The 22,774-nt window shown below is 43.9% G+C and carries 20 protein-coding genes, 1 tRNA gene, 1 other RNA gene and 1 pseudogene; 12 read left to right on the top strand and 11 right to left on the bottom strand.

Annotation, left to right across the window (positions count from 1 at the left end):
* Positions 1-36 precede the first annotated feature (36 nt).
* The gene (hemA, locus tag NI467_RS03290; protein ID WP_151204085.1) at positions 37-1,356 is read left to right on the top strand and encodes a glutamyl-tRNA reductase; all 1,320 of its coding nucleotides are present in this window, start codon (positions 37-39) and stop codon (positions 1,354-1,356) included.
* A 246-nt stretch (positions 1,357-1,602) separates the two neighbouring features.
* Here hemA and NI467_RS03295 read toward each other — a convergent pair whose 3' ends face one another.
* A complete protein-coding gene (locus tag NI467_RS03295; RefSeq protein WP_253150885.1) occupies positions 1,603-3,507 on the bottom strand; it encodes a DNA primase in 1,905 nt (634 codons plus the stop codon).
* A 214-nt stretch (positions 3,508-3,721) separates the two neighbouring features.
* Positions 3,722-4,687: an outer membrane protein assembly factor BamD gene (locus NI467_RS03300; protein WP_253150887.1), complete on the bottom strand. Its 966-nt coding sequence runs from the start codon at positions 4,685-4,687 to the stop codon at positions 3,722-3,724.
* Positions 4,688-4,758: 71 nt separating this feature from the next.
* On the opposite strand from NI467_RS03300, the gene rluD reads away from it, so the two are divergent.
* Genes rluD through NI467_RS03315 form a run of 3 tightly spaced genes read left to right on the top strand, consistent with a single transcriptional unit; the run spans position 4,759 to position 7,191 of the window.
* Complete coding sequence (gene rluD, locus NI467_RS03305) at positions 4,759-5,811, top strand: 23S rRNA pseudouridine(1911/1915/1917) synthase RluD (protein WP_151205840.1); 1,053 nt, start codon at positions 4,759-4,761, stop codon at positions 5,809-5,811.
* A 38-nt stretch (positions 5,812-5,849) separates the two neighbouring features.
* A complete protein-coding gene (gene pgeF, locus NI467_RS03310; RefSeq protein ID WP_253150889.1) occupies positions 5,850-6,590 on the top strand; it encodes a peptidoglycan editing factor PgeF in 741 nt (246 codons plus the stop codon).
* A gap of 40 nt (positions 6,591-6,630) precedes the next feature.
* Positions 6,631-7,191, top strand: a complete 561-nt coding sequence (locus tag NI467_RS03315) for a flavodoxin family protein (RefSeq protein ID WP_253150891.1) — start codon at positions 6,631-6,633, stop codon at positions 7,189-7,191.
* A 53-nt stretch (positions 7,192-7,244) separates the two neighbouring features.
* Here the strand turns inward: NI467_RS03315 and smpB are convergent, their stop codons facing one another.
* Positions 7,245-7,721 carry an SsrA-binding protein SmpB gene (gene smpB, locus NI467_RS03320; RefSeq protein ID WP_151205644.1) on the bottom strand — a complete coding sequence of 159 codons (477 nt, stop codon included), beginning with the start codon at positions 7,719-7,721 and terminating at the stop codon, positions 7,245-7,247.
* Positions 7,722-7,858: 137 nt separating this feature from the next.
* Here smpB and coaD point away from each other — a divergent pair, with 137 nt between their 5' ends.
* The 4 genes from coaD to NI467_RS03340 all read left to right on the top strand — a co-directional run bounded on the left by coaD (position 7,859) and on the right by NI467_RS03340 (position 9,168).
* Positions 7,859-8,350, top strand: a complete 492-nt coding sequence (coaD, locus tag NI467_RS03325; RefSeq protein WP_151205645.1) for a pantetheine-phosphate adenylyltransferase — start codon at positions 7,859-7,861, stop codon at positions 8,348-8,350.
* 1 nt (position 8,351) lies between these two features.
* The gene (locus tag NI467_RS03330) at positions 8,352-8,615 is read left to right on the top strand and encodes a YfhL family 4Fe-4S dicluster ferredoxin (RefSeq protein ID WP_151205646.1); all 264 of its coding nucleotides are present in this window, start codon (positions 8,352-8,354) and stop codon (positions 8,613-8,615) included.
* Between the two features lie 26 nt (positions 8,616-8,641).
* Positions 8,642-9,019, top strand: an RNA gene (rnpB, locus tag NI467_RS03335) — RNase P RNA component class A.
* A gap of 72 nt (positions 9,020-9,091) precedes the next feature.
* Positions 9,092-9,168, top strand: a tRNA-Met gene (locus NI467_RS03340).
* A gap of 46 nt (positions 9,169-9,214) precedes the next feature.
* Here the strand turns inward: NI467_RS03340 and NI467_RS03345 are convergent.
* The 6 genes from NI467_RS03345 to carA all read right to left on the bottom strand — a co-directional run bounded on the left by NI467_RS03345 (position 9,215) and on the right by carA (position 17,129).
* Positions 9,215-9,913 (bottom strand): hypothetical protein, encoded by a 699-nt coding sequence (locus NI467_RS03345; RefSeq protein ID WP_253150893.1) that lies wholly within the window; start codon positions 9,911-9,913, stop codon positions 9,215-9,217.
* Between the two features lie 38 nt (positions 9,914-9,951).
* Complete coding sequence (locus tag NI467_RS03350; protein WP_253150895.1) at positions 9,952-10,572, bottom strand: CatB-related O-acetyltransferase; 621 nt, start codon at positions 10,570-10,572, stop codon at positions 9,952-9,954.
* A 31-nt stretch (positions 10,573-10,603) separates the two neighbouring features.
* The gene (locus tag NI467_RS03355) at positions 10,604-12,040 is read right to left on the bottom strand and encodes a deoxyribodipyrimidine photo-lyase (protein WP_151205844.1); all 1,437 of its coding nucleotides are present in this window, start codon (positions 12,038-12,040) and stop codon (positions 10,604-10,606) included.
* 134 nt (positions 12,041-12,174) lie between these two features.
* Positions 12,175-12,651, bottom strand: a complete 477-nt coding sequence (gene greA, locus NI467_RS03360) for a transcription elongation factor GreA (protein ID WP_151203908.1) — start codon at positions 12,649-12,651, stop codon at positions 12,175-12,177.
* An 87-nt stretch (positions 12,652-12,738) separates the two neighbouring features.
* Positions 12,739-15,972, bottom strand: coding sequence for a carbamoyl-phosphate synthase large subunit (gene carB / locus NI467_RS03365; RefSeq protein WP_253150905.1), 3,234 nt, complete (start codon positions 15,970-15,972; stop codon positions 12,739-12,741).
* A gap of 14 nt (positions 15,973-15,986) precedes the next feature.
* Positions 15,987-17,129 carry a glutamine-hydrolyzing carbamoyl-phosphate synthase small subunit gene (carA, locus tag NI467_RS03370; RefSeq protein ID WP_151203910.1) on the bottom strand — a complete coding sequence of 381 codons (1,143 nt, stop codon included), beginning with the start codon at positions 17,127-17,129 and terminating at the stop codon, positions 15,987-15,989.
* A gap of 309 nt (positions 17,130-17,438) precedes the next feature.
* On the opposite strand from carA, the gene NI467_RS03375 reads away from it, so the two are divergent.
* The gene (locus tag NI467_RS03375) at positions 17,439-17,957 is read left to right on the top strand and encodes a hypothetical protein (RefSeq protein WP_253150907.1); all 519 of its coding nucleotides are present in this window, start codon (positions 17,439-17,441) and stop codon (positions 17,955-17,957) included.
* 323 nt (positions 17,958-18,280) lie between these two features.
* On the opposite strand, the gene NI467_RS03380 is transcribed toward NI467_RS03375, so the two are convergent.
* Together NI467_RS03380 and yhbY are read right to left on the bottom strand one after the other, a co-directional pair.
* Entirely contained in the window at positions 18,281-18,820 is a 540-nt protein-coding gene (locus NI467_RS03380) for a DOMON-like domain-containing protein (RefSeq protein WP_253150909.1), read from the bottom strand.
* A 14-nt stretch (positions 18,821-18,834) separates the two neighbouring features.
* Positions 18,835-19,158, bottom strand: coding sequence for a ribosome assembly RNA-binding protein YhbY (yhbY, locus tag NI467_RS03385; RefSeq protein WP_151203913.1), 324 nt, complete (start codon positions 19,156-19,158; stop codon positions 18,835-18,837).
* A 196-nt stretch (positions 19,159-19,354) separates the two neighbouring features.
* On the opposite strand from yhbY, the gene rlmE reads away from it, so the two are divergent.
* The 3 genes and pseudogenes from rlmE to NI467_RS03400 all read left to right on the top strand — a co-directional run bounded on the left by rlmE (position 19,355) and on the right by NI467_RS03400 (position 22,721).
* Complete coding sequence (rlmE, locus tag NI467_RS03390; protein WP_151203914.1) at positions 19,355-20,005, top strand: 23S rRNA (uridine(2552)-2'-O)-methyltransferase RlmE; 651 nt, start codon at positions 19,355-19,357, stop codon at positions 20,003-20,005.
* Positions 20,006-20,138: 133 nt separating this feature from the next.
* On the top strand, positions 20,139-22,028 hold the full coding sequence (ftsH, locus tag NI467_RS03395; RefSeq protein ID WP_151203915.1) for an ATP-dependent zinc metalloprotease FtsH: 1,890 nt from the start codon (positions 20,139-20,141) through the stop codon (positions 22,026-22,028).
* Positions 22,029-22,129: 101 nt separating this feature from the next.
* Positions 22,130-22,721, top strand: a pseudogene (locus NI467_RS03400) (GNAT family N-acetyltransferase).
* Positions 22,722-22,774: the final 53 nt, after the last annotated feature.

Here is a 22,774-nt window from a genome sequence, read left to right on the forward strand (position 1 = left end):
CACAATAGCATAAATTTATTGAAATGATGACCTGATATGTCTTTCTTTGCATTGGGTGTCAACCATCAAACTGCCTCTGTAGAGCTACGCGAACAGATTGCATTTAATCCTGAAAAATTAAGTGCCTTGCTCGCTGCACAGAGCCAACACCCTGAATTAAACGATATGGTGGTGGTCTCTACATGTAACCGGACCGAAGTTTACGCGATGTCGGACAATGTCGACATCGTGCTGAACTGGCTTGCCCAAAAAAATGGGGTTGATGTCAAACAACTGCAAAATCATGTCTATCGTTATGAAAATGCTCAGGCGGTTACACATTTGATGCGGGTAGCCAGCGGTCTGGACTCACTGATGCTCGGGGAACCTCAAATTCTGGGACAGGTTAAGTCTGCTTTAACGCTGGCCAAAGAAGCCGAAATCGTTTCTCAGGACTTAAACCGTATTTTTGAATATGCTTTCTATGCAGCCAAACGCGTGCGTTCGGAAACTGCTGTAGGAAGTCATGCTGTTTCTATGGGTTATGCCGTTGCCCAGCTGGCCATTCAGGTGTTTAGTCATCCGGAAAAGCTGACTATTCTGGTGGTTGCAGCAGGAGAGATGAACAGTCTGGTGGCCAAATACCTCGCGGAAATGGGGGTGGGTAAGATCATTATCTGTAACCGTACCCAGGCACGTGCTGAAACTCTGGCTCAGGAAATTGCCCATCGGGTTGATGTGGAAATTATCGACTTTGACCAGCTGGCGGCTCATCTGCATCGTGCTGATGTGATTTCCAGCTGTACTGGTAGTCTGCACCAGGTAATTCCTTATGCCGATGTCAAAGCCGCTTTAAAGAAACGCCGTTATCAGCAAATGTTATTGGTGGACCTAGCCGTACCGCGTGATATTGATCCGAAAATTGAAAAGCTGGATGGGGTTTATCTCTACGGTGTAGATGATCTGCAAAGTGTGATTGATGAGAATCTGGCGCAGCGTCGTCAGGCAGCTGTTGAAGCAGAAGTGATGGTCAATCAGCTGGCTACTGAGCTGATGACCCAGCAAAAGGTCAATCAGGCCGGTAGCACCATTCATGCCTATCGCGAACATGGCGAAGTTCTGCGTCAGGAAGAGCTGCAACTTGCGACCCAGCGTATTGCCAAGGGAGAAAATGCAGAGAAAGTATTGGCCGAGTTTTCTCATCGTCTGACCCAGAAACTGCTGCATCCGACTTCGATTTTGTTACGTGAAGCCGCAAAAGCAGAAGATCCAGGTATTTTTGAACTGATGCGTGATAACTTGCATGATGTGATGGATAAGCGCCGCAAGCCGAAGCATGAGGATTTATCCTTGATGGATAAGACTATAGATATTTAACGAAAGACTGCTATTACTCTTGTTATTTTCTTGCCCGATAGCTTTTTCTGGTGGATTTATCTTGCAGAGTGCTGACTTTATTTGCTGGCCGAAACACTAGCAGGTTTTGCAAAATGCTTTCCTAGCAAGCGCTTCAAATTCTATTTCCAAACTATATCTTTAATCGGGTTTCGCTAGAAAAACGGCAGATGCAATATAGGTCTGAAACTTTAATAGAGAGCTAAAAAATGATAATTATAGTAGCGCTTAATCTTCCAGCAGAGTCATTGAGCGCTTTTTATCAATTTCATAAATCTGCATCTTGAGATTTTTCATTTCTGCAATGCTATTAAATTTTTTCGATCTGATCTTGTGCTGTAAGCACTGATATTGCAACTTGATTGAAAAGTCAGCCGCCAGCTTGTCCGCCTGTTCCGGGGAGGAGGTATAGTCACTGACATTGGCATGTTGCAGAATATGCTGCAATTCACGATGATAGGCCGCACAGGCCCCGATTACATAATAAATCGAAAGCTCGGGATCATCCGGTAATTCATCAAAAATAATATTCAGAATATTCAGTATTTTAAACAGTAGCTGATCGGGCGAAATCAGGGCACGCAAAGGCTCAAAATGAATATACAGATAGGGGTGATTCATTAAAATTGCAATGACATATTCTTCAGCATCAATCTTGGTACTAAAGCTTAAAGAGGCGTCATTATTGACTTTGGGTTGCCACTTTCGACTAAAGCCTAATTTTTCCCGGAAAAACTGCTGCAGCAGATAGCGAAATGAGCCTGTTTTGGGCAACAGTTCAGTTAGCTGGCGCAGTTCACCCATGACCTGACTTTTGCCTTCGGGCGTGGCCACATCATGGTTTCGGGTCAGGTGAGCAAAGACAAAGTCCGAAAGCAGCGGGGCCTGATCCAGTAAACGGCGGAAATTCTCCAGTCCTTCACGGCGAATTAACGAGTCTGGGTCATGATCATCCGGCAGAACAAAGAACTTAAGTTCACGGCCATCATTTAAAAGCGGCAGGGCAATTTCCAGAGTACGCCGTGCAGCTTTTTGTCCGGCGGCATCACCATCAAAGGCAATAGTAATCCGATTATTCTGCTTAAACAGGATATTCAGATGTTCAGTATTACTGGCTGTACCCAGGGTCGCCACGGCGCCATGGATGCCGGCTTGCTGTAAGGCAATCACATCCATATAGCCTTCGACCATTAGCCAGTCTTGGGCTTTTTGCTTGCGGCCTTCGTATAAACCGTATAGCAGCTGGTTTTTATGGAAAACTTCTGAATCTGGCGAGTTGATATATTTAGGCTTAATTTCATTATTTAGCGCACGGCCACCGAAACCGACGATCCGGCCTTTGCTGTCACGAATCGGAAAGATGACGCGGTCACGCAGCAGGTCGAAATCCCGGCCACTGTCACTGGTCCGAATCAGGCCCAGCAGTTTGAGTCCCTGAATATCCTGTGGAAATGCTTTTTCCAGATGTTGCCAGTCCTCGGGTGCATAGCCTAAGCGCCAGTAGGCCACGGTTTCATGACTTAAACCGCGCTGTTTAAAATATTGCTGGGCATTGGGACTGTGAGGTAACTGGCGTTCATAAAACTGTGCGATATTTTCCAGTAAGTCATACAGGTTGCCGTCAGCCTGACTTTCTACAGCTGGCATTTGCTCAAAAGAGGCAAATGGATCATCGGTATAAAATTCAGGGTCTGGCGCCTGAATTTCAGCAAAAGGGTCAAAATAAGCCGCTTGTTCAGGTGCAGGATTTGCGGGTGGATTTGTTGTTTTTACAGGCGGCGCTGTGACCGGCTTGGGCTTGGCTTCACGCTTGTATTTCAGCCGGTTGGAATCTTTATTGTCTTTAGGCAGTTCAATCCCGGTCTGGCTGGACAGTTCTTTCATCACCTCGACGAAATTACGGCTGCCAATATCCATCAAAAAGCGGATGGCATTTCCGTTGGCCTGACAGCCGAAACAGTGAAAATACTGCTTATCGCGATAGACGTGGAAAGAAGGTGACTTTTCCTGATGGAAGGGGCAGCAGCCCGAATAGGTACGGCCAGTCTTTTTTAATTTCACGTATTGACCAATCACATCGACAATGTCGGTGCGATCGAGAATCTGATCAATCGTATGCTGAGGAATGGCCATGGTGTATTGAGCTGCTCGTGCTGCGTGTCTAAATTCTAAATCATTGAAAAAATGAGAATAGTCTAATGGAACTGTCGTCTTGCAAATTCCTTTGTATACCTTTTGAGCAGATTGTTCAAGCATTGCCCGGACAAAACAAAAGGGCAAGTATGATACCTTGCCCTTAATAAAATTGCACCTCGAACCGTGACTTGATTGAACGGTTCTGTCAGACCTAGTCTTCGCTCTCCGGACGGTCCAGTAAGCCAAATGATATGCGGTTGGTCCAGCTGCGTTTTGGTGGTTCAAGTTCTGCTGGCTGGCTTGTAGTATCGGTTGCCGTGCTGGCACCTTTACCAAAGATACCCAAAGTCGCACGGTTCAGGAGGCTGCCTTCATGACGCGCTGCGCGCAGGTTGACCTCACCATTAGCTTTCACCAGATTCGGATAGTTCAGCTTCAAAACTTCAATATACTGCTGCGAAGTTGCTTTATCTCCCAGCTTGTCATATCCATAGGCGACTGTGGCCAAAGCTTCCGGAATCTGAGGTGTTTTCGGATAGTGTTCGATCACCCACAATGAGCGTTCTACAGCAGCCAGATACGCCTTACGTTTCAGGTTGAAACGCGCTGCACTCATTTCATGCTCTGCCAGTTCCTGACCGATAAACTGCATACGTTGCGCGGCATCTACTGCATAGCTGCTGGATGGATGGCGGCGAATGAAATCGACAAAGTTCTGGTAGGCCAGTTTCAGATAACTGACATCACGGTGCGACTGTTTTAGTGAGGTATAACGCATCAGGCCATTATAGTTCTGTTCCATATTGGCCACACCACGCACATAATAGGCATAGTCTACGTTAGGGTGCTGCGGGTTTAGACGGATAAAACGTTCAGCCAGTGCGACAGCACCCTCAAAATCTTTTTGCTGGAATTTGACATAGAGCAGCTCAAGCTGGGCCTGCGGTGCATATTGGCTGGTCGGAAAATAGGTTTCCAGTGCTTCAAGCTGTTTTGCTGCATCACTATATTGATTACGATCTAGCGCTTTCTGTGCTTTTTGAATATAAACTTGTTCGCTAGACTCTGGACCTTTGTCCACGACTTCTTTTTTGGGATTACTGCTACAGCCTACCATTGCCGATGCAACGCCTAACGTAATTGCAAGCATTGTCATTTTATAATGTGGTAGCGACATAAAAATTCCTCTGTTAATACGGGCAATGAGCTACAATTGCACTATTAAACCACTTTTGTCTGAATGAGCAAATGAGTCAAGCACAATCTTCCAATTCTAATATCCCTGAGACTGATTTCAATTTACTTGAAGATTCTGAGGATGCAGATAACCATACTTCAGAACCAACTGCAACACGTTTATCGTTGCAATTTCAATTGGATGAAACTTATATCGGCCTGCGTATCGACCAGATTGCTGCAATGGTCTGGAGTGACTTTTCTCGGGAAAAACTCAAGCAGTGGATTAAAGAGGGCAATTTATTGGTGAATGGTCAACCAGTTAAGCCCAAATTTAAAAGTGACGGTTTTGAAACATTAACACTCAATGTTGAGCTTGAATCACAGACCCGTAGCCTGCCGGAAGATATTCCGTTAAACATTGTATATGAAGATGATGACATTATTGTCATTAACAAGCCGGTGGGTATGGTGGTGCATCCGGGTGCAGGCAATACTTCAGGAACTCTAGTCAATGCCTTATTGCATTATTATCCAAAATCGTCTGAGCTGGCGCGCGCAGGTTTGGTACACCGAATCGACAAAGACACCAGTGGTTTATTGGTGGTGGCAAAAAACCTTGAGGCTCAGTTTGCTTTAAGTAAACAGCTGGAAAAGAAATCGGTGTATCGTCTGTATGATCTGGTGGTTTACGGCAATATTATTGCTGGTGGTACCATTGATGAACCGATCAAACGCCACCCGGTGGATCGCGTCAAAATGGCGGTATTGCCCGGCGGTAAAGATGCCATCACACACTACAACGTGAAAGAGCGTTTCCAGCATTTCACCCGTGTTCAGGCGCGTCTGGAAACTGGTCGTACTCATCAGATTCGTGTGCATTTTAGCTATTTAGGCTATGGGCTGCTTGGCGATCAGGTATATATGCCGCGTGTACGTTTGCCGGCAGGTGCATCGCAGCTCCTTGAGGATACTCTACGCGGTTTTAAGCGTCAGGCCTTGCATGCCGCTAAGCTCGGACTGGTTCATCCACGTACCCATGAGGAAATGATGTTTGAAGCGCCGTGGCCAGAAGATTTCGCCCATCTGGTTGAAGTACTGCGTAGCGAAAACAAAGCGTATTAATTTTTCTATCTAGGCCGTCATCAGTATAAGGAATCGAGATGCAATTTGTCGCAGGACTTCCTCAAGGGGTATATGTGGGTCAGACCCGTGTCCATCATGATCAGGTTCAGCCATCTCTGCAGCCGGAGCTTGCAGGTTTTAACCTGGCATTGCATGTGAATGATGAGGCTGCACGTGTCTACAAGCATCGCATTCAGCTGCTACAGGATTTTCAGCCTTTCGGTGTGGATAAAATCACCTGGATGACCCAGACGCATAGCACGATTTGCCATACTATTAATGAGCAGCTCCCGTTTGAAGCACTGGTGGGAGATGGTCTGGTGACGCAGCGTAAAGCGCATGCCCTCATAATGATGACGGCAGACTGTTTGCCGGTGGTGCTGGTGAATCGGGAAGGAACCGAGGTTGCCAACCTGCATGCTGGCTGGCGGGGCCTAGCGGGTGGAATTATTGAAAATACCATTGCCAGTATGCAGTCCCGGCCGGTCTGGGCCTGGTTGGGTGCGGCCATCAGCCAGCCTTGCTTTGAAGTGGGTACAGAAGTGAAAGAGGCATTCTGTTCAAAATATCCTGAGCTGGACAGCGCATTTCAGGCTGGACAGCAGACCGGAAAATACTATGCCGACCTGTATGCAATTGCGCGTTACATCTTGCAGCAACACGGGATAATAACCGTTTTGGGCGGCGATCAGTGTTCTTATACTCAGGCCGATGAATACTTTTCCTATCGCCGTGAAGCCAAGACCGGGCGTATGGCAACATTCGTGTTTATGGCCTGAAACTGTTAAACTTGACTGAAATTACTGGTTTTTGATTGTTATGTCCCTATCTTCCAAATCTGTTGCGATTGTTTATCACAGTCCTTATGGACACACGGCTAAAGTGGCAAACTTTATTGCTGAAGGTGTGCAAAAGGCAAGTGTTCAGGTACATATGATGAATGTTGAGCAGATTGATTGGGAGTTACTGGACGCCAGTGATGCGATTGTTTTTGGCTGCCCCACCTATATGGGAAGTCTGACGGCGGCGATGAAACTGTTTATGGAGCAGTCGTCCAAACGCTGGGTAGCACGTAGCTGGCAGGGGAAACTGGCTGCTGCATTTACCAATGGTGGAGGGTTAAGTGGTGACAAGCTGGCTGTTTTACAACAGATTAACCTGTTTGCGATGCAGCATGGCATGTTGTGGTCGGGTTTGCCTTTGATGCCGACCGGCCGTTCTGCAACAGACCTGAACCGCATGTCGAGCTTTTTAGGACTGATGACCCAGTCGGATAATGCACCGGTTGAAGTGACACCGCCAGAAGGGGATTTGCAGACTGCACTCTGGTTTGGGGAGTATATTGCCCTTACGCTAGCCAGATTACATGGCAAAGTTTAAAAGTATAAAAAACCTCCGTACTAGGGAGGTTTTTTATTGACCGGGTTCAGCTCTTATTTATGAAATAAACGTGCTTTATCACGTTGCCAATCACGGTCTTTTTCAGTCGCACGCTTATCATGCAGCTGCTTACCTTTTACCAAGGCAATTTCCAGTTTGGCATTTGGCCCTTTCCAGTAGCAGGCCAATGGTACGCAAGCATAACCTTTCTGGTTAATCGCGCCCATCAGTTTTTCAATTTCACGGCGGTTCAATAACAGCTTGCGGGTACGTGTGGCTTCCGGCACGACATGCGTAGATGCACTGAGCAGAGGTTGAATTTGCGCCCCGAACAGGAAAGCCTCACCATTTTTAAAGGTGATATAGCTCTCTACAATGGTCATACGGCCCGCACGTAAAGATTTGACTTCCCAGCCTTGTAAGGAAAGTCCAGCTTCAAATTTTTCTTCAATAAAATAATCATGACGGGCACGTTTGTTGAGTGCAATCGTTCCGCCGTTATTTTTTTTAACTACAGTTACTTTCGCCATAATCCGACACTTCCAAAGTTAAAGCTATTGTACCGTAACTTTTATTGAGTTGAAGAGTTTAAATTAGTGGAGTTTCTTCAACAAAAATCAAGATTTTGCTAAAATAGCGGCCTACATAACAAACAGAGTACAAATGGATGTCTAAAACTCGTGTGATATATCCGGGAACTTTTGATCCAGTTACCAATGGTCATATTGATTTGGTAACACGTGCATCAAGAATGTTTGATGAAGTTGTGGTGGCTATTGCCATTGGTCATCATAAAAATCCGGTATTTAGTCTGGAAGAGCGAGTTGAGCTAGCCAAACAGTCCTTAAGCCATTTGGACAATGTTGAATTTGTAGGATTTGACGGTTTGCTGGTGAATTTCTTCCGTGAACAGAAGGCAACAGCGGTATTACGCGGTTTACGTGCAGTGTCTGATTTTGAGTATGAATTTCAGCTAGCGAATATGAACCGTCAACTGGATGCTCATTTTGAAGCGGTATTTTTAACGCCTTCAGAGCAATATTCATTTATTTCATCCACATTGGTGCGTGAAATTGCTCGTTTAAGAGGGGATGTAACCAAATTTGTTCCACCAAATGTGGTTGCTGCCTTCGAGCGTAAACTTCAACAAGGTTGGTAGAGTGTCTTTATATATCACCGATGAATGTATCAATTGTGATGTCTGTGAACCTGTATGCCCGAATGAGGCAATTTATATGGGGGAACTCATTTATGAGATCAATCCTGATCTGTGTACCGAGTGCGTCGGACATCATGACAAACCGCAGTGCCAGTTATTCTGTCCTGTAGACTGTATTCCGCTTGATCCGAACCATGTAGAGACGCAGGAACAGCTACAGGCCAAGTATGAAAAACTGACTGCTCAAAAAACATCAAGCAATTAGTTGTCAGATTTGATACTATGCGGCTCGAAGTGAGCCAGACGATCGCTGCTGTGGAAATCTCCGTGATTGAAGCAGGGGAGGAAAGTCCGGGCTTCATAGGGCAAGGTGCCAGGTAACGCCTGGGCGGCGCGAGCCGACGGAAAGTGCAGCAGAGAGTAGACCGCCTTCATTGTGGTTCTGAGCAATCGGAACCGGAGGTAAGGGTGAAAGGGTGCGGTAAGAGCGCACCGCATGACTGGTAACAGTTCATGGCATGGTAAACCCCACCGGAAGCAAGACCAAATAGGGATCCGTTAGGCATGGCCCATGCTGGATCCGGGTAGGTCGCTTGAGCGTATGAGTGATTGTACGCCTAGAGGAATGATCGTTCTCGACAGAACCCGGCTTATCGGCTCACTTCAACAAATTTTGATCAAACAGTGCATTATGGGGTTGACGCTCTTTAAAGAAAATCCCATAATGCGCGCACAGTTTAAGGCTATGTAGCTCAGTTGGTTAGAGCACCGCACTCATAATGCGGGGGTCACAGGTTCAAGTCCCGTCATAGCCACCATATTCTAAAAACCCACTCCGATTGAGTGAGTTTTTTTATGTTTTAATTATGAAAATAAATCTGATCTTAGTAGATTCTCTATAGTTTCCATGTCGATTTTTAACTTCATAGAAATAGGTTGAATATCTGCTGTAAATTTTTTAGTTATTTCATTTTGTGCTGATTCATCAAAAAATAAGTTAGAAATGTTGCTGACATACTGATTAGTCATTTTGAAAATTTGTTCATAACCTATAGTTATTTCTTTTAATTTTATCCTAATTTCTTCAGGAGCGAAGAACTTCAAACGATTACATTCATTTTGTAACGTATTAAGTTCATCAAACAAATTTGTAAAAAAGCTTTGAAGGTTTTGATGATATGCGCTAATCGCTTTAGCCATTGCATCGGTATCATTTGTTTCTGAAGCTTTAACATAATCAATTAAGAAGTTATGCATATAAAGGTTCATTAACTTCTGAGAATCAATTTGTGCTTTTGATTGAAACTTGTCTAAATTATTAAAGAAGTCTCCGTAAACTTCTTGTTTTATACCAAAATTTTTCTTTTTTCTTTCAAGTTCTAATCCGAAACTATGTTTTAAGCTTTCTAACTCTTTGTCTTTTTCAGCTTTATGATCAATTAGAGCTTTATCATTTTTATGTTTTTGATAAAAAGAGAAGATCAGCCATAAGATATTCGTAAGTGCGAATAATATAGTAAATAAAATTGGATTTTCACTTACAAAACTCAAAATACCTTGCATGCTTAATCTTTTAAAATTTTAATGACTTAATCATGGTTTTAATTGCTTAAAAATTCTACTAGACATTCTACATCATCCGTCTGCAATTGTTCACGCATTTTTAAAAACTGCTTTTCATCTATATCATAGATTTTGAGGGAAAGCAGTTTTTCTATATCTTGTTTAGGAAAGCGGTACTTCATAATTTTGGCAGGTACACCACCGACAATCGCATAAGGTGGCACGTCTTTGGTCACGACTGCACCTGTGGCAACGATAGCACCTTCACCGAGTGTCACGCCTTGCATAATCATGGCACGTGAACCAATCCAGCAGCCATTACCAATGATAGTGTCACCTGCCGGTACAAAACTGCGTGTATCAAATGGAAATGCTGATATCCAGTCAGTACGGTGCAACTGGTTGCCACCCATCATGATCACGCATTCGGCGCCAAAACAGACGAAATTACCAATATAAAGTTGATCAATCGGCTTCTCAGGTGTCGAGGGCTTGTCATGCAAATAGCGAACCACGCAACGTTCAAAGCCCTGATCCCAATAGGCTGAGTAATAACTATAATTCCCCTTAATGTGAATATTCGGATTCTTCACTGTTCTGGAAATAAACTCGAATTCGCACCAATGCTTTACCGGGGAATTAACTAAACGTTCAGACATGAAATTTACAGACTTAATAATTTCAAACCCATTATAACTGAGTTTGGTTTAAATGCTGAAAAGCTTCTATTGCACGTACTCGACTACTTTTTAAATCAACAATAGGGCGTGGATAATCCAGATCTGGATTTGAATTTTTTGCATAAGGTTCATGAATTTGTTTGGCATCTAAATGCGCAATCTCAGGCACCCATTTACGAATATAATCACCGTTAGAGTCAAATTTTTGAGATTGACTGACAGGATTAAAAATACGGAAATAGGGTACAGCATCAGTTCCTGTAGATGCACACCATTGCCATCCACCATTATTTGCAGCCAAATCACCATCTATTAAATGTTGCATAAACCATGCTTCACCATGACGCCAATCAATTAATAGATTCTTTGATAAAAACATCGCACAGATCATGCGAACGCGATTATGCATCCAACCTGTAGCGAGTAGTTGCCGCATGCCGGCATCCACAATAGGGATGCCTGTCTGTCCCTGCTGCCAAGCATGTAAATCTTCAGGTGCATGTCTCCATTGAATACGCTGAGTATCTTGTTTAAAGGGCAAAGACATTGATACACGGGGAAATTCGAACAAGATATGTTGATAAAATTCACGCCATAGGAGTTCATCTAACCATATTTGCTGACCTTGATTGTCAAAATGAAGATAACCTGTATGACCAAATAATGCTGCTAAACATTGGCGAATAGACAGAATTCCAGTATTCAAATAAGCAGCAAGTTGGCTTGTACTATTGAGTGCAGGAAAATCTCGTTCTAAGTGGTAATGGCTGACTCGATGCTTAATAAAATCATCTAATATACCCCCGGCATGATGTTCTCCAACTTGCCAAAGTGTTTGTTGTTCTTCTGAGATGTGCTGATCTGGATAAATCGCTTCAAAACTGGGCAAGAGACGTGAAAAATCATCATGAGGTGCTATTGGGGGCTGTGCCTCAATAGTTGGGTAACAAGTGGGAATACTGATACTTAACTGCTCGTAGCACTGTTTTTTAAATGCACCAAAAACCTGGTAGGGCTGTCCGCTTTTATTGCGTATATTTCCGACTATAAAAAGCGTTCGATCATGATACAACTCAAAACCTACACCATTCAATTCAAGGAGTTTCTGTGCTTGAGTATCTCTTTTTAATTCATTGATACCTAATTCAATATTGGCATGTACATTTTGAATGTGATGTGTTTTACAAAGCTTTAGAAGTTGTTGTGGTAGATCTTTCCAGAGCGGGGTGATGAGGTGAATAAGAGGAATATTTAACTGAGCAAGTTTGTTTTTGAGTTGCTGGAGTTGTCTAAGATAAAAATCAATTTTAATTGGAGCATCTTGATGTTGTTGCCACTGAGTAGGTGATAAAACCACCAGTGCAATGCATTCACCCGCTTGGCGAGCATGCCAAAGTGCCGTGTGATCATGAATTCTTAAATCTTGTCTAAACCAAATAAGTTGCATGCTAAGTCTGGAATCGGTTGTATTGAATGTTGAAAAAGCATAAACATTTTTAATTGATTTCTATAGTGTTTAATGGTGAATTTAGAATAAAAAGCCCCTCAATCGAGGGGCTTTTTATTTAATCGTCTTAAATCTTAAAGATATTCAACTTTTACTATTTCGTATTCCACTTCGCCTTGTGGGGTTACGATTTTCACATCATCGCCTTCATTTTTACCTAAAAGGCCACGTGCAATCGGCGAGTTGACAGAGATTTTATTAATCTTAAAGTCTGCTTCATCATCCCCTACGATTTTATAGGTTTTTTGTTCTTCAGTGTCCAGGTTTTCAATCGTTACCGTGACACCAAAAACTACACGCCCATTTTGCTCAAGCTCCTTGACATCAATCACCAGGCAAGCACCAAGTTTACCTTCGATATCCTGAATGCGGCCTTCACAGAAACCTTGCTGCTCACGTGCAGCATGATATTCCGCATTTTCTTTTAAGTCGCCATGTTCACGCGCTTCCGCAATCGCTGCAGTAATACGTGGACGGTCTACAGTTTTCAGTTGATGTAATTCTTTCTCTAAGGCTTCTTTGCCTTCGGGAGTCATAGGATAACGTTGCATAGTTGTCCCTCATTAATTAAAAAAAATAAAGTCTAGAAATGAAAAAAGCCCGCCACCAAGAAGGTGACGGGACTTCTCAGTAACGAATTAACCTACTGTTTGTAAGTCTTGCAAACGATATACATCCATTGGCAATTTAATAGCGAGAGCTTGGCATACAGCGTCAGCACCGTTCAGGGTCGTGGTGTGATACACCTTACCCTGCAGTGCAGAACGGCGGATTGAGAATGAATCCTGCTGAGCTTGCTTCCCTTCAGTGGTATTGATAATGAGGTGAATTTCGCCATTTTTCAAGCGGTCCACAATATTTGGACGGCCTTCGGTTACTTTATTCACACGCTCACATTCAATACCGGCTGCTTTAATGACGTCATAAGTACCGCCAGTTGCGATAATTTTGAAGCCAAAATCAGCAAGTTGCTTCGCAATACCTGCTGCACGCGGTTTATCGGAATCACGTACAGAGATGAAAGCATGTTTGATTTCACCTTCGGTTGGCAGGCCTGGTAAACGGTCATTTGAGCCTAATACAGCTTTATAGAACGCTTCACCAAATGTTTTGCCTACACCCATCACTTCACCTGTCGATTTCATCTCAGGGCCAAGGATCGGGTCAACACCCGGGAACTTGTTGAATGGGAATACCGCTTCTTTAACAGCGAAGTGAGTCGGGATAATTTCTTTAGTAAATCCTTGAGATTCTAAAGATTGACCCGCCATACAACGTGCAGCAACTTTCGCTAAAGAATCGCCGATACACTTAGAAACGAACGGCACAGTACGTGATGCACGTGGGTTCACTTCCAGAATGTAAACATCTTCACCTTTTACAGCAAACTGAACGTTCATCAGACCGATTACGCCAAGCTCTTTGGCCATAGCCACAGTTTGACGGCGCATTTCATCCTGTACATCTTTGGATAAAGAATATGGAGGAATCGAACATGCAGAGTCACCCGAGTGAATACCAGCCTGCTCAATGTGCTGCATGATCCCACCAATCACCACGTCTTTACCATCAGATACGCAATCTACGTCAACTTCAATCGCATCGTCGAGGAAGCGGTCAAGCAGGACAGGGGCATCATTAGAGGCTTGAACTGCATCACGAAGGTAGCGTTTCAGCTCTTCTTCGTTATATACGATTTCCATCGCACGGCCACCCAGTACATAAGATGGACGTACAACCAGTGGATAACCTACTTTTGCTGCTTCCGCGATACCTTCTTCAGCAGATTTAACAATGCTGTTATTTGGCTGACGAAGTTGCAGACGTTGAATCATTTGCTGGAAACGTTCACGGTCTTCTGCACGGTCAATCGCATCTGGAGAGGTACCGATAATTGGTGCACCTGCTTCTTCTAAAGCACGAGCCAATTTCAATGGAGTTTGACCGCCATACTGTACGATAATGCCTTTAGGCTTTTCAGTACGTACGATTTCAAGTACATCTTCCAATGTAATCGGTTCAAAGTACAAACGGTCTGAAGTGTCGTAATCGGTAGATACTGTTTCAGGGTTACAGTTCACCATGATGGTTTCATAGCCGTCTTCACGCATGGCAAGCGCCGCGTGTACACAGCAATAATCGAACTCGATCCCTTGACCAATACGGTTCGGACCGCCACCAATCACCATGATCTTGTCTTTGCTTGATGGATTTGATTCACACTCTTCATCGTAAGTTGAATACATGTACGCTGTATCAGATTCAAACTCTGCTGCACAAGTATCGACACGTTTGTAAACTGGCGTTACACCCAGGTTCCAGCGGTGCTTACGGAATTGTTTTTGTGAAATACCCATCAGGTTCGCGATGCGCAGGTCAGATAAACCTTTGCGTTTGAACGAACGGATGTTGTCTGCATTCAAATCGCCAAAACCTAAAGTTTTGATTTCATTTTCAGTCTTAACGATGTCTTCAATCTGGATCAGGAACCAGCGGTCAATCTTGGTGGCTTCAAAGATATCATCTAAGCTAAAGCCATGACGGAACGCATCAGCCACATACCAGATACGCTCTGGACCCGGCACTTTAAGTTCCTGCAGAATCTTCTCGCGTGCGCCTTCAATGCCCAGGGCAATTTGTTCGTCAAAACCACATGAACCTACTTCAAGACCGCGAAGCGCTTTGTTCACAGATTCCTGGAAGTTACGGCCGATTGCCATCACTTCACCCACCGACTTCATCTGGGTGGTCAGCGTTGCATCAGCTTGTGGGAATTTCTCGAAGTTGAAACGTGGAACTTTGGTAACCACGTAGTCAATTGAAGGCTCGAATGACGCAGGAGTTGTACCGCCGGTGATGTCATTTTTCAGTTCATCCAGGGTATAACCCACAGCCAGTTTCGCTGCAATTTTCGCAATCGGGAAACCAGTGGCTTTAGAGGCAAGGGCAGATGAGCGTGATACGCGCGGGTTCATCTCGATGATCACCATACGGCCATCTTCGGGGTTGATCCCGAACTGAACGTTAGAACCACCAGTTTCTACACCGATTTCGCGAAGAACCGCTAAAGATGCATTACGCATCAATTGGTATTCTTTGTCAGTCAATGTTTGCGCAGGTGCAACAGTGATGGAGTCACCGGTGTGTACACCCATTGGGTCAAAGTTTTCAATCGAACAAACGATGATACAGTTGTCGTTTTTGTCACGAACAACTTCCATTTCGTATTCTTTCCAGCCAATTAAAGATTCATCAATCAATAACTGTTTGGTTGGAGAAAGATCGAAACCACGTTCACAGATTTCAAGGAATTCTTCACGGTTATACGCAATACCACCGCCTGAACCACCCATGGTGAAAGATGGACGGATAATGACAGGGAAACCGAAACGTGCTTGAATTTCCAGCGCTTCTTCCATTGATTCAGCAATGGCCGCTTTTGGACACTCAAGACCGATTTTGCGCATTGCCTGGTCGAAGAGTTTGCGGTCTTCGGCTTTTTCAATGGCTTCTTTGCTCGCACCGATCAGTTCAACATTGTATTTTTCTAAAATACCGTTGGCATCCAGTGCAAGTGCGCAGTTCAATGCAGTTTGACCACCCATGGTAGGCAGGACTGCATCTGGACGTTCTTTTTCAATGATGGCTGCAACCGTTTGCCAAGTAATTGGCTCGATATAGGTTGCATCCGCCATTGCTGGGTCAGTCATAATAGTCGCAGGGTTCGAGTTAACCAAAATAACACGGTAACCTTCTTCACGCAGCGCTTTACATGCTTGAGCACCTGAATAGTCAAACTCACAGGCTTGACCGATAACAATAGGACCAGCACCAATAATTAAGATGCTTTTAATATCCGTACGTTTTGGCATTATTTGCTCCTTAATTACTTCTTAGATGCTTCGATAAGTTCGATGAAATGGTCGAACAATGGCGCGCTGTCATGCGGACCAGAGCTTGCTTCAGGGTGCCCCTGGAAGCTGAACGCAGGTTTGTCTGTACGATGAATCCCTTGCAGGGTTTGATCGAACAAAGATTTGTGCGTTGCTTTAAGGTTGGCCGGCAAGCTTTCGCCATCTACCGCGAAGCCGTGGTTCTGTGAAGTAATCATCACTGTACCATCTTCAAGATTTTGTACAGGATGGTTGGCACCGTGGTGACCGTGAGGCATTTTCACCGTTTTAGCACCTGAGGCAAGCGCAAGAATCTGGTGGCCTAAACAAATTCCAAATACCGGAATGTTGCGCGCATCTTCTACAATTGTTTTTACAGCTTCAATTGCATAGTCACATGCTGCCGGATCGCCAGGGCCGTTTGACAGGAATACGCCATCTGGATTCAGAGCAAGGACTTTTTCTGCAGGAGTTTGTGCAGGAACTACAGTCAATTTACAACCGTGGTCTGCAAGCATACGTAGGATGTTGGTTTTGACACCGTAATCGTATGCAACAACATGGAATTTAAGTTCTGGTTGAGAGAAGCCTTTACCCAGCTCCCAAGAGCCTTCAGTCCACTCAAACCCTTCAGGGTCACAGCATTCTTTTGCAAGGTCTAAACCAGTTAAACCACCAAAAGCACGTGCTTTTTCTAATGCTTCTTCTTCAGTGATATTTTCGCCAGCAAGGATACAGCCACTTTGTGTGCCTTTAGAGCGCAGAATACGTGTCAATTTACGTGTATCGATGTCTGCGATAGCTACAATGTTGTGTTGTTTTAGATAATCACCAAGTGATTGCTCTGCACGGAAGTTACTATGCAATAAAGGCAAGTCACGAATGATCAATCCGTTGGCCCATACTTTATGAATTCGACCTGACTCAGTGTCTTCATCATTACAGCCTGTATTACCAATATGTGGGTAAGTTAGGGTGACAAGCTGCTGTGCATAACTCGGGTCAGTCAAAATTTCTTGATAGCCAGTCATGGCAGTGTTGAAAACGACTTCGCCAGTCGTACTACCCGATGCACCGATTGAGGTACCTTTAAAGATAGTACCGTCGGCTAGGGCTAAAATTGCTGGGGTGCTCAAACCAAAGCTCCTGAAATTTAGGCTGTAAAAAAGCGAGAAGACGAAAAAAAAGGAAGGCTGCTTTAAAACCCACCCTCCCTATGTCTGCTCGCTTGAACTTAACACGGCATTATACGCAGAAACAGTTTCCAAGTCCAATAGCTTTGGTACGAAAGTGTAAGATAAATCCCTTGCTTTTTATTATGAAGTCTGTTTTTTGACAGTGTTAGAAAAATGTAAGCGAGTTGGCATTGTCTGACAAATCAGATTCTAAGTTTGATCAAATCCACATAATATTGCCGGGTCATAATAAAAACAGGAACAAGATTCATGACTACAGCATCCAAAACCACCAATTCCAAGAAGCCGTTAAACAAAGTCGTTGCTGCAACTGCAGAGCAACTGGAAAAGGCCACAGTGGAAGCCAAGGAACAGGCGCTTGAAAGTATCGGGCAAAGTAAAGAAAAGCTGGAAGTTGAAGCGAAGCAGTTAAGCGATACGGTTCAGGAACAGTTACGTCAATTTAGTCAGGATGTGCTTCAGCGTGTTGATAGCATAAAGGAGCAATGGTTTGGCTCACAAAAAGAACTGAAGAACTTTATCAAGATCGAATTTACTGCGGTACTTGAAGACTTATCCAGTCTGGGTAAAGAGTTTAAACAGGATGTCACGCAGATTTCCAGCAAACATAAAGAGCTTTTAACGGGCACCTTGAAACGCTCTAAAGACAGTACAATTGAAGTCCTGAAGAAAGTAAAACTGGTGATTAAAGAAAATAAGATCGCAGAACCAGCACAACCGGAATTGAAAACTGAAGAGTCTGATAAAAAGTCGGGGCTGGGAAGTTGAGCGATAAGGCAAGCATCATCTAATAAGATTAAGGGAGAGCATTTCAGTGTTCTCCTTTACATTTCGGTCAAGGCTTTATGAAAACATAACTAATCATATTGCTTTATTATCCTTTTAATTTTTTTGTTTTTTTCTAAAAGGATTCGAAATAACAAAACCTCTTTTTTCTGCAAAACAGTAAATTTCAGATATTTCAGAAACGCTTCAATAACTTAATTTTAAAAAATTATCATTTAAATAAATTTTTATAGGGCTAATCATCAAAAAAATGTGAGACTGAAGGCCTCACATTGATCTGACTTTTTGAACTGACGCCGTTGGCATTAAAATACGTGCAACCAGTCACGTTTATTATGGAAATCCGCTTGCGGACTACTGTGCTGCATGGCATAGAACTGTGTGCCTTGAGTGGTGCTAAGCACAGCAGACAGGCCAATAAAGAGGTCAGACCACTTTAATTCATGGCTGGACATAAAGTCGGTCAGATCCAGACTGACATTCAGGCCATAATGAGTACGCTTGAGCTGATTTAACTCAATATCATTTGCTGCTTGAGGAGGCATGTCCTCTGGATAGCGATATTCTTCAAATTGATAGGCCTGCCAGGCTTGAGAAGGAGAGAGGTTAATTTCACGATAGAAATCCTCACCCCGAACCCCGATAAAAATTTCAAAGCAGGTCTGCTCCCATAAGAAATCCTGACGTGGATGGGCTGCCACTAAATCTGGCCACAATACATACTGATTTGGATCACGCAACCAGAAACCCACATTCAAGCTACATGGGTTTTGCGGTTCAATAGCTCCCACCAGAGAGATAGCCTGAAAACGGCGATCAAAAGCGCTTAGTTCATAACTCGCCATAATAGATGTTGTGCTTAGTTAGACAGATGAGCAAAACGGACAAGATTCGACAGTTTCTGGTTTTGTTTTGGCGATTTTCTGTAAATTAGGGCAATTTTACCAATGGTTTGTACCAATTCAGCACTCGTAACATCGACCAACTCGACAATCATTGCAGCACGCGCTTCACGGTCTTCTGCAACCACTTTAACCTTAATCAGTTCATGATCATTAAGGGCGCGGTTCAGCTCTTCAACCACAGATTCAGACAAGCCCTTGTCGCCCAGCATAACGACCGGGTTTAATGCATGTCCGATTTGACGCAAACGCTTACGTTCCTGAATAGATAAAGATGCCATGAGAGATAACCTGAATTTTAAAACGACTGAGTATAACAAAAGCAAAGAATAAACGCTGTAAATTCTAAGGAAATTATCAAGGACAAGAGGCTGGTATTTCGGCAGCTAAACTGAGATTTAGATACACATGTATACTGCAAAAACTGTGTTTTTCACGTACAATCCCAAATTGGAAGTTTTTTTTATTTAGAGAGTTATGGCAACACGCATTACCAATCAGAAGTTATCCAAAAGTAGTCGTGCGTGGATGAGAGAGCATCTAGATGACTTTTATGTGAAGAAAGCACAAAAAGAAGGTTATCGTGCTCGTGCTGCATACAAGCTGCTTGAGATTCAGGAAAAATACAACATCATCAAACCTGGCATGACAGTAGTGGATTTGGGGGCTGCACCCGGAAGCTGGTCGCAAATCGCCGGTAAACTGGTGGGTGATAAAGGTCTGGTGATTGCATCGGATATTCTGGAAATGGACGCGCTTCCCGATGTGACCTTCTTGCAAGGCGATTTCCGTGAGCAAGAAGTATTCGATAAATTGTTAAATATTTTAAACGGACGCACAGTAGACGTTGTAATTTCGGATATGGCCCCCAATACATCAGGTAATAAGGCTGTAGATCAACCGCGTCAAATCTATTTATGTGAACTTGCTTTGGATTTTGCCAATAGAGTCTTGGGACCGAAAGGGCAGTTTATCGTCAAGGTATTCCAGGGTTCCGGCTTTGATGAATTCCGTAAAGAAGTCGTGAACAGTTTTGATGTATTGAAGACGGTTAAACCTGCTGCATCACGTGCCCGTTCTAAAGAAGTCTTTCTGGTGGGACAGGGTCGCAAGAAAGCTTTAAAATAAAGTTTACTTGCCAAGGCGTTAAAAATTGTGCATTTTGTACATTTTTACATTATTGCAAAACGATTTGCAGCATATTGATTAAGGTCACCCCTTGAGGGCAAGATCAAATTAGATTGGAATGGGAAATAAAGCTTTGAGCGATCTTTTTAAGAATGCCGTATTGTGGCTCGTGATACTGGGTGTGCTGGTGCTCATCTTCAGCAACGTCAGTGACCGCAATCAACCGACTACAATGAACTATTCAGAGTTCGTTGCCGCGGTCAATGCTGGCCAAATTAAACAAGTTACAATTGACGGCGAAAGGATTCGTGGCGAAAAATCAAACGGTTCAGAGTTTGAAAGTATTCGTCCGGCAGTTCAGGATCCTGAACTGATGCCAAGCCTGATTAAGAATAATGTGGTGGTTGAAGGTGAAGCACCTCAGCGCCAAGGTCTGCTCATGCAATTGCTAATTGCAAGTTTCCCTGTGCTTTTGATCATTCTGTTATTCATGTTCTTTATGCGCAACATGGGTGGTGGCGCAGGTGGCAAGAATGGCCCGATGAGCTTTGGTAAATCTAAAGCGAAAATGCTTTCTGAAGACCAGATCAAAGTGACCTTTTCTGATGTGGCTGGTTGTGATGAAGCCAAGCAAGAAGTAGTTGAAATTGTTGATTTTCTTAAAGATCCTGCAAAGTTCAAACGTCTTGGTGCGACCATTCCCAAAGGCGTATTGATGGTCGGTCCTCCGGGTACAGGTAAAACCCTGCTGGCCAAAGCAATTGCTGGTGAAGCCAAAGTTCCATTCTTTAGTATTTCAGGTTCTGACTTCGTTGAAATGTTTGTCGGTGTGGGTGCATCTCGTGTGCGTGACATGTTCGAACAGGCAAAACGTCATGCGCCATGTATTATTTTCATTGATGAGATTGATGCAGTCGGTCGTCACCGTGGTTCAGGTACGGGTGGCGGTCACGATGAACGTGAACAGACCCTGAACCAGATGCTGGTTGAGATGGATGGTTTCGAAGGTAATGAAGGCATTATCGTGATTGCTGCAACGAACCGTGCAGACGTGCTGGATAAAGCTTTACTGCGTCCGGGCCGTTTTGACCGTCAAGTGATGGTTGGCCTGCCAGACATTAAAGGTCGTGAACAAATTTTAAATGTTCACCTGAAAAAACTGCCTTCTACCACAGGGGTCGATGTCAAAGTGCTGGCGCGTGGTACACCGGGCTTCTCTGGTGCACAGCTGGCCAACCTGGTAAACGAAGCAGCATTATTTGCCGCACGCCGTAACAAAAACACGGTCGACATGCATGACTTTGAAGATGCCAAAGACAAGTTGTATATGGGGCCTGAGCGTAAATCGATGGTACTTCGTGAGGAAGAGCGTCGTGCAACGGCTTATCATGAAGCTGGTCATGCGATTGTGGCTGAAATGCTTCCAGGTACAGACCCGGTGCATAAGGTAACGATCATGCCGCGTGGCTGGGCGTTAGGTGTGACCTGGCAGTTGCCTGAACACGACCAGACCAGTCATTATAAAGACAAGATGCTGAATGAGCTTTCAATCCTGTTTGGTGGCCGTATTGCAGAAGAAGTCTTTATTAACCAGATGTCAACAGGTGCATCGAATGACTTTGAACGTGCAACTAAAATGGCACGTGCAATGGTGACCAAATACGGGATGTCTGACAAATTGGGCGTCATGGTCTATGAAGATGATTCACAGCAATCTTTCATGGGCAGTATTGGTAGTCGTACGATTTCTGAAGCTACCCAGCAACAGGTGGATACTGAAGTTCGCCGCATCATTGATGAGCAATACAAGGTTGCACGAGATATCCTTGAAAATAACAAAGATATCGCACATGCAATGGTGAAAGCCCTGCTGGAATGGGAAACGATTGATCGTGAACAGATTCGAGACATCATGGAAGGTCGTGAGCCTCAACCACCGAAGGTGTATGTTGCAGAAAACCCTGTAATTGATGTAACACCGAACGATGGTCCGATGACTCCTCCGCCATTACCAGCGAACTAAGTGAAAAATTAAAACCACCTTCGGGTGGTTTTTTTATAACTATAAAAATTGCTGCAAAGTAGGTTAAATTGCGGAGCTTATAAAAATAAAAGAGCTATAAAATCAACACGAATTTATTAGTCTCCAGTGGATACGGAGTACGATTAGAGCCTTTATCGAGCGCATATGGAGAATCTGAAACTTGCCTGTGCTGATGATAAATTGAGAGAGGTTTTTTATGCCTCTGCACCTTATCCAGAAACAGTTGAAGTCTATATTGAGAAAGCTTTAGTGCAGCAGGCGAGGGATGAAGGTCTAGCTTTTGCAGTGATTGATGAGCAGAGCAATCGAGCCATTGGTTCAATCAGTGATCATGATATTAAGCCAGAAATTCCTAGACTTGAGATTGGCTATACTTGGTATGCACAAAGATTTCAGGATACTCATGTCAATCCAGCCTGCAAATACTTATTGCTGAAACATGCCTTTGAAATCTTACAGGCTCAAGTGGTTGCGTTTAGAACTGATCATCTGAACTTGTGGAGTCAGGCAGCAATTCAGGTTTTAGGTGCTAGACAAGAGGGTGCCCTACGCTGTCATACCCTAAGAAAAGATGGCAAGACCATTCGTGATACGGTGATGTTTAGTATTCTTCAGAACGAATGGTTCGAGGTAAAAGCCAAACTAGAGCAGTTTTTAGAACATCATGCCTGATTCTTTTACAGGCCAGGCAGAACACAGCTTGCGTTGTCTGATAGAACATGGAC

Origin of the sequence: Acinetobacter sp. S4397-1 (assembly GCF_024129285.1) — a bacterium.
Lineage (GTDB): Bacteria > Pseudomonadota > Gammaproteobacteria > Pseudomonadales > Moraxellaceae > Acinetobacter > Acinetobacter lwoffii_C.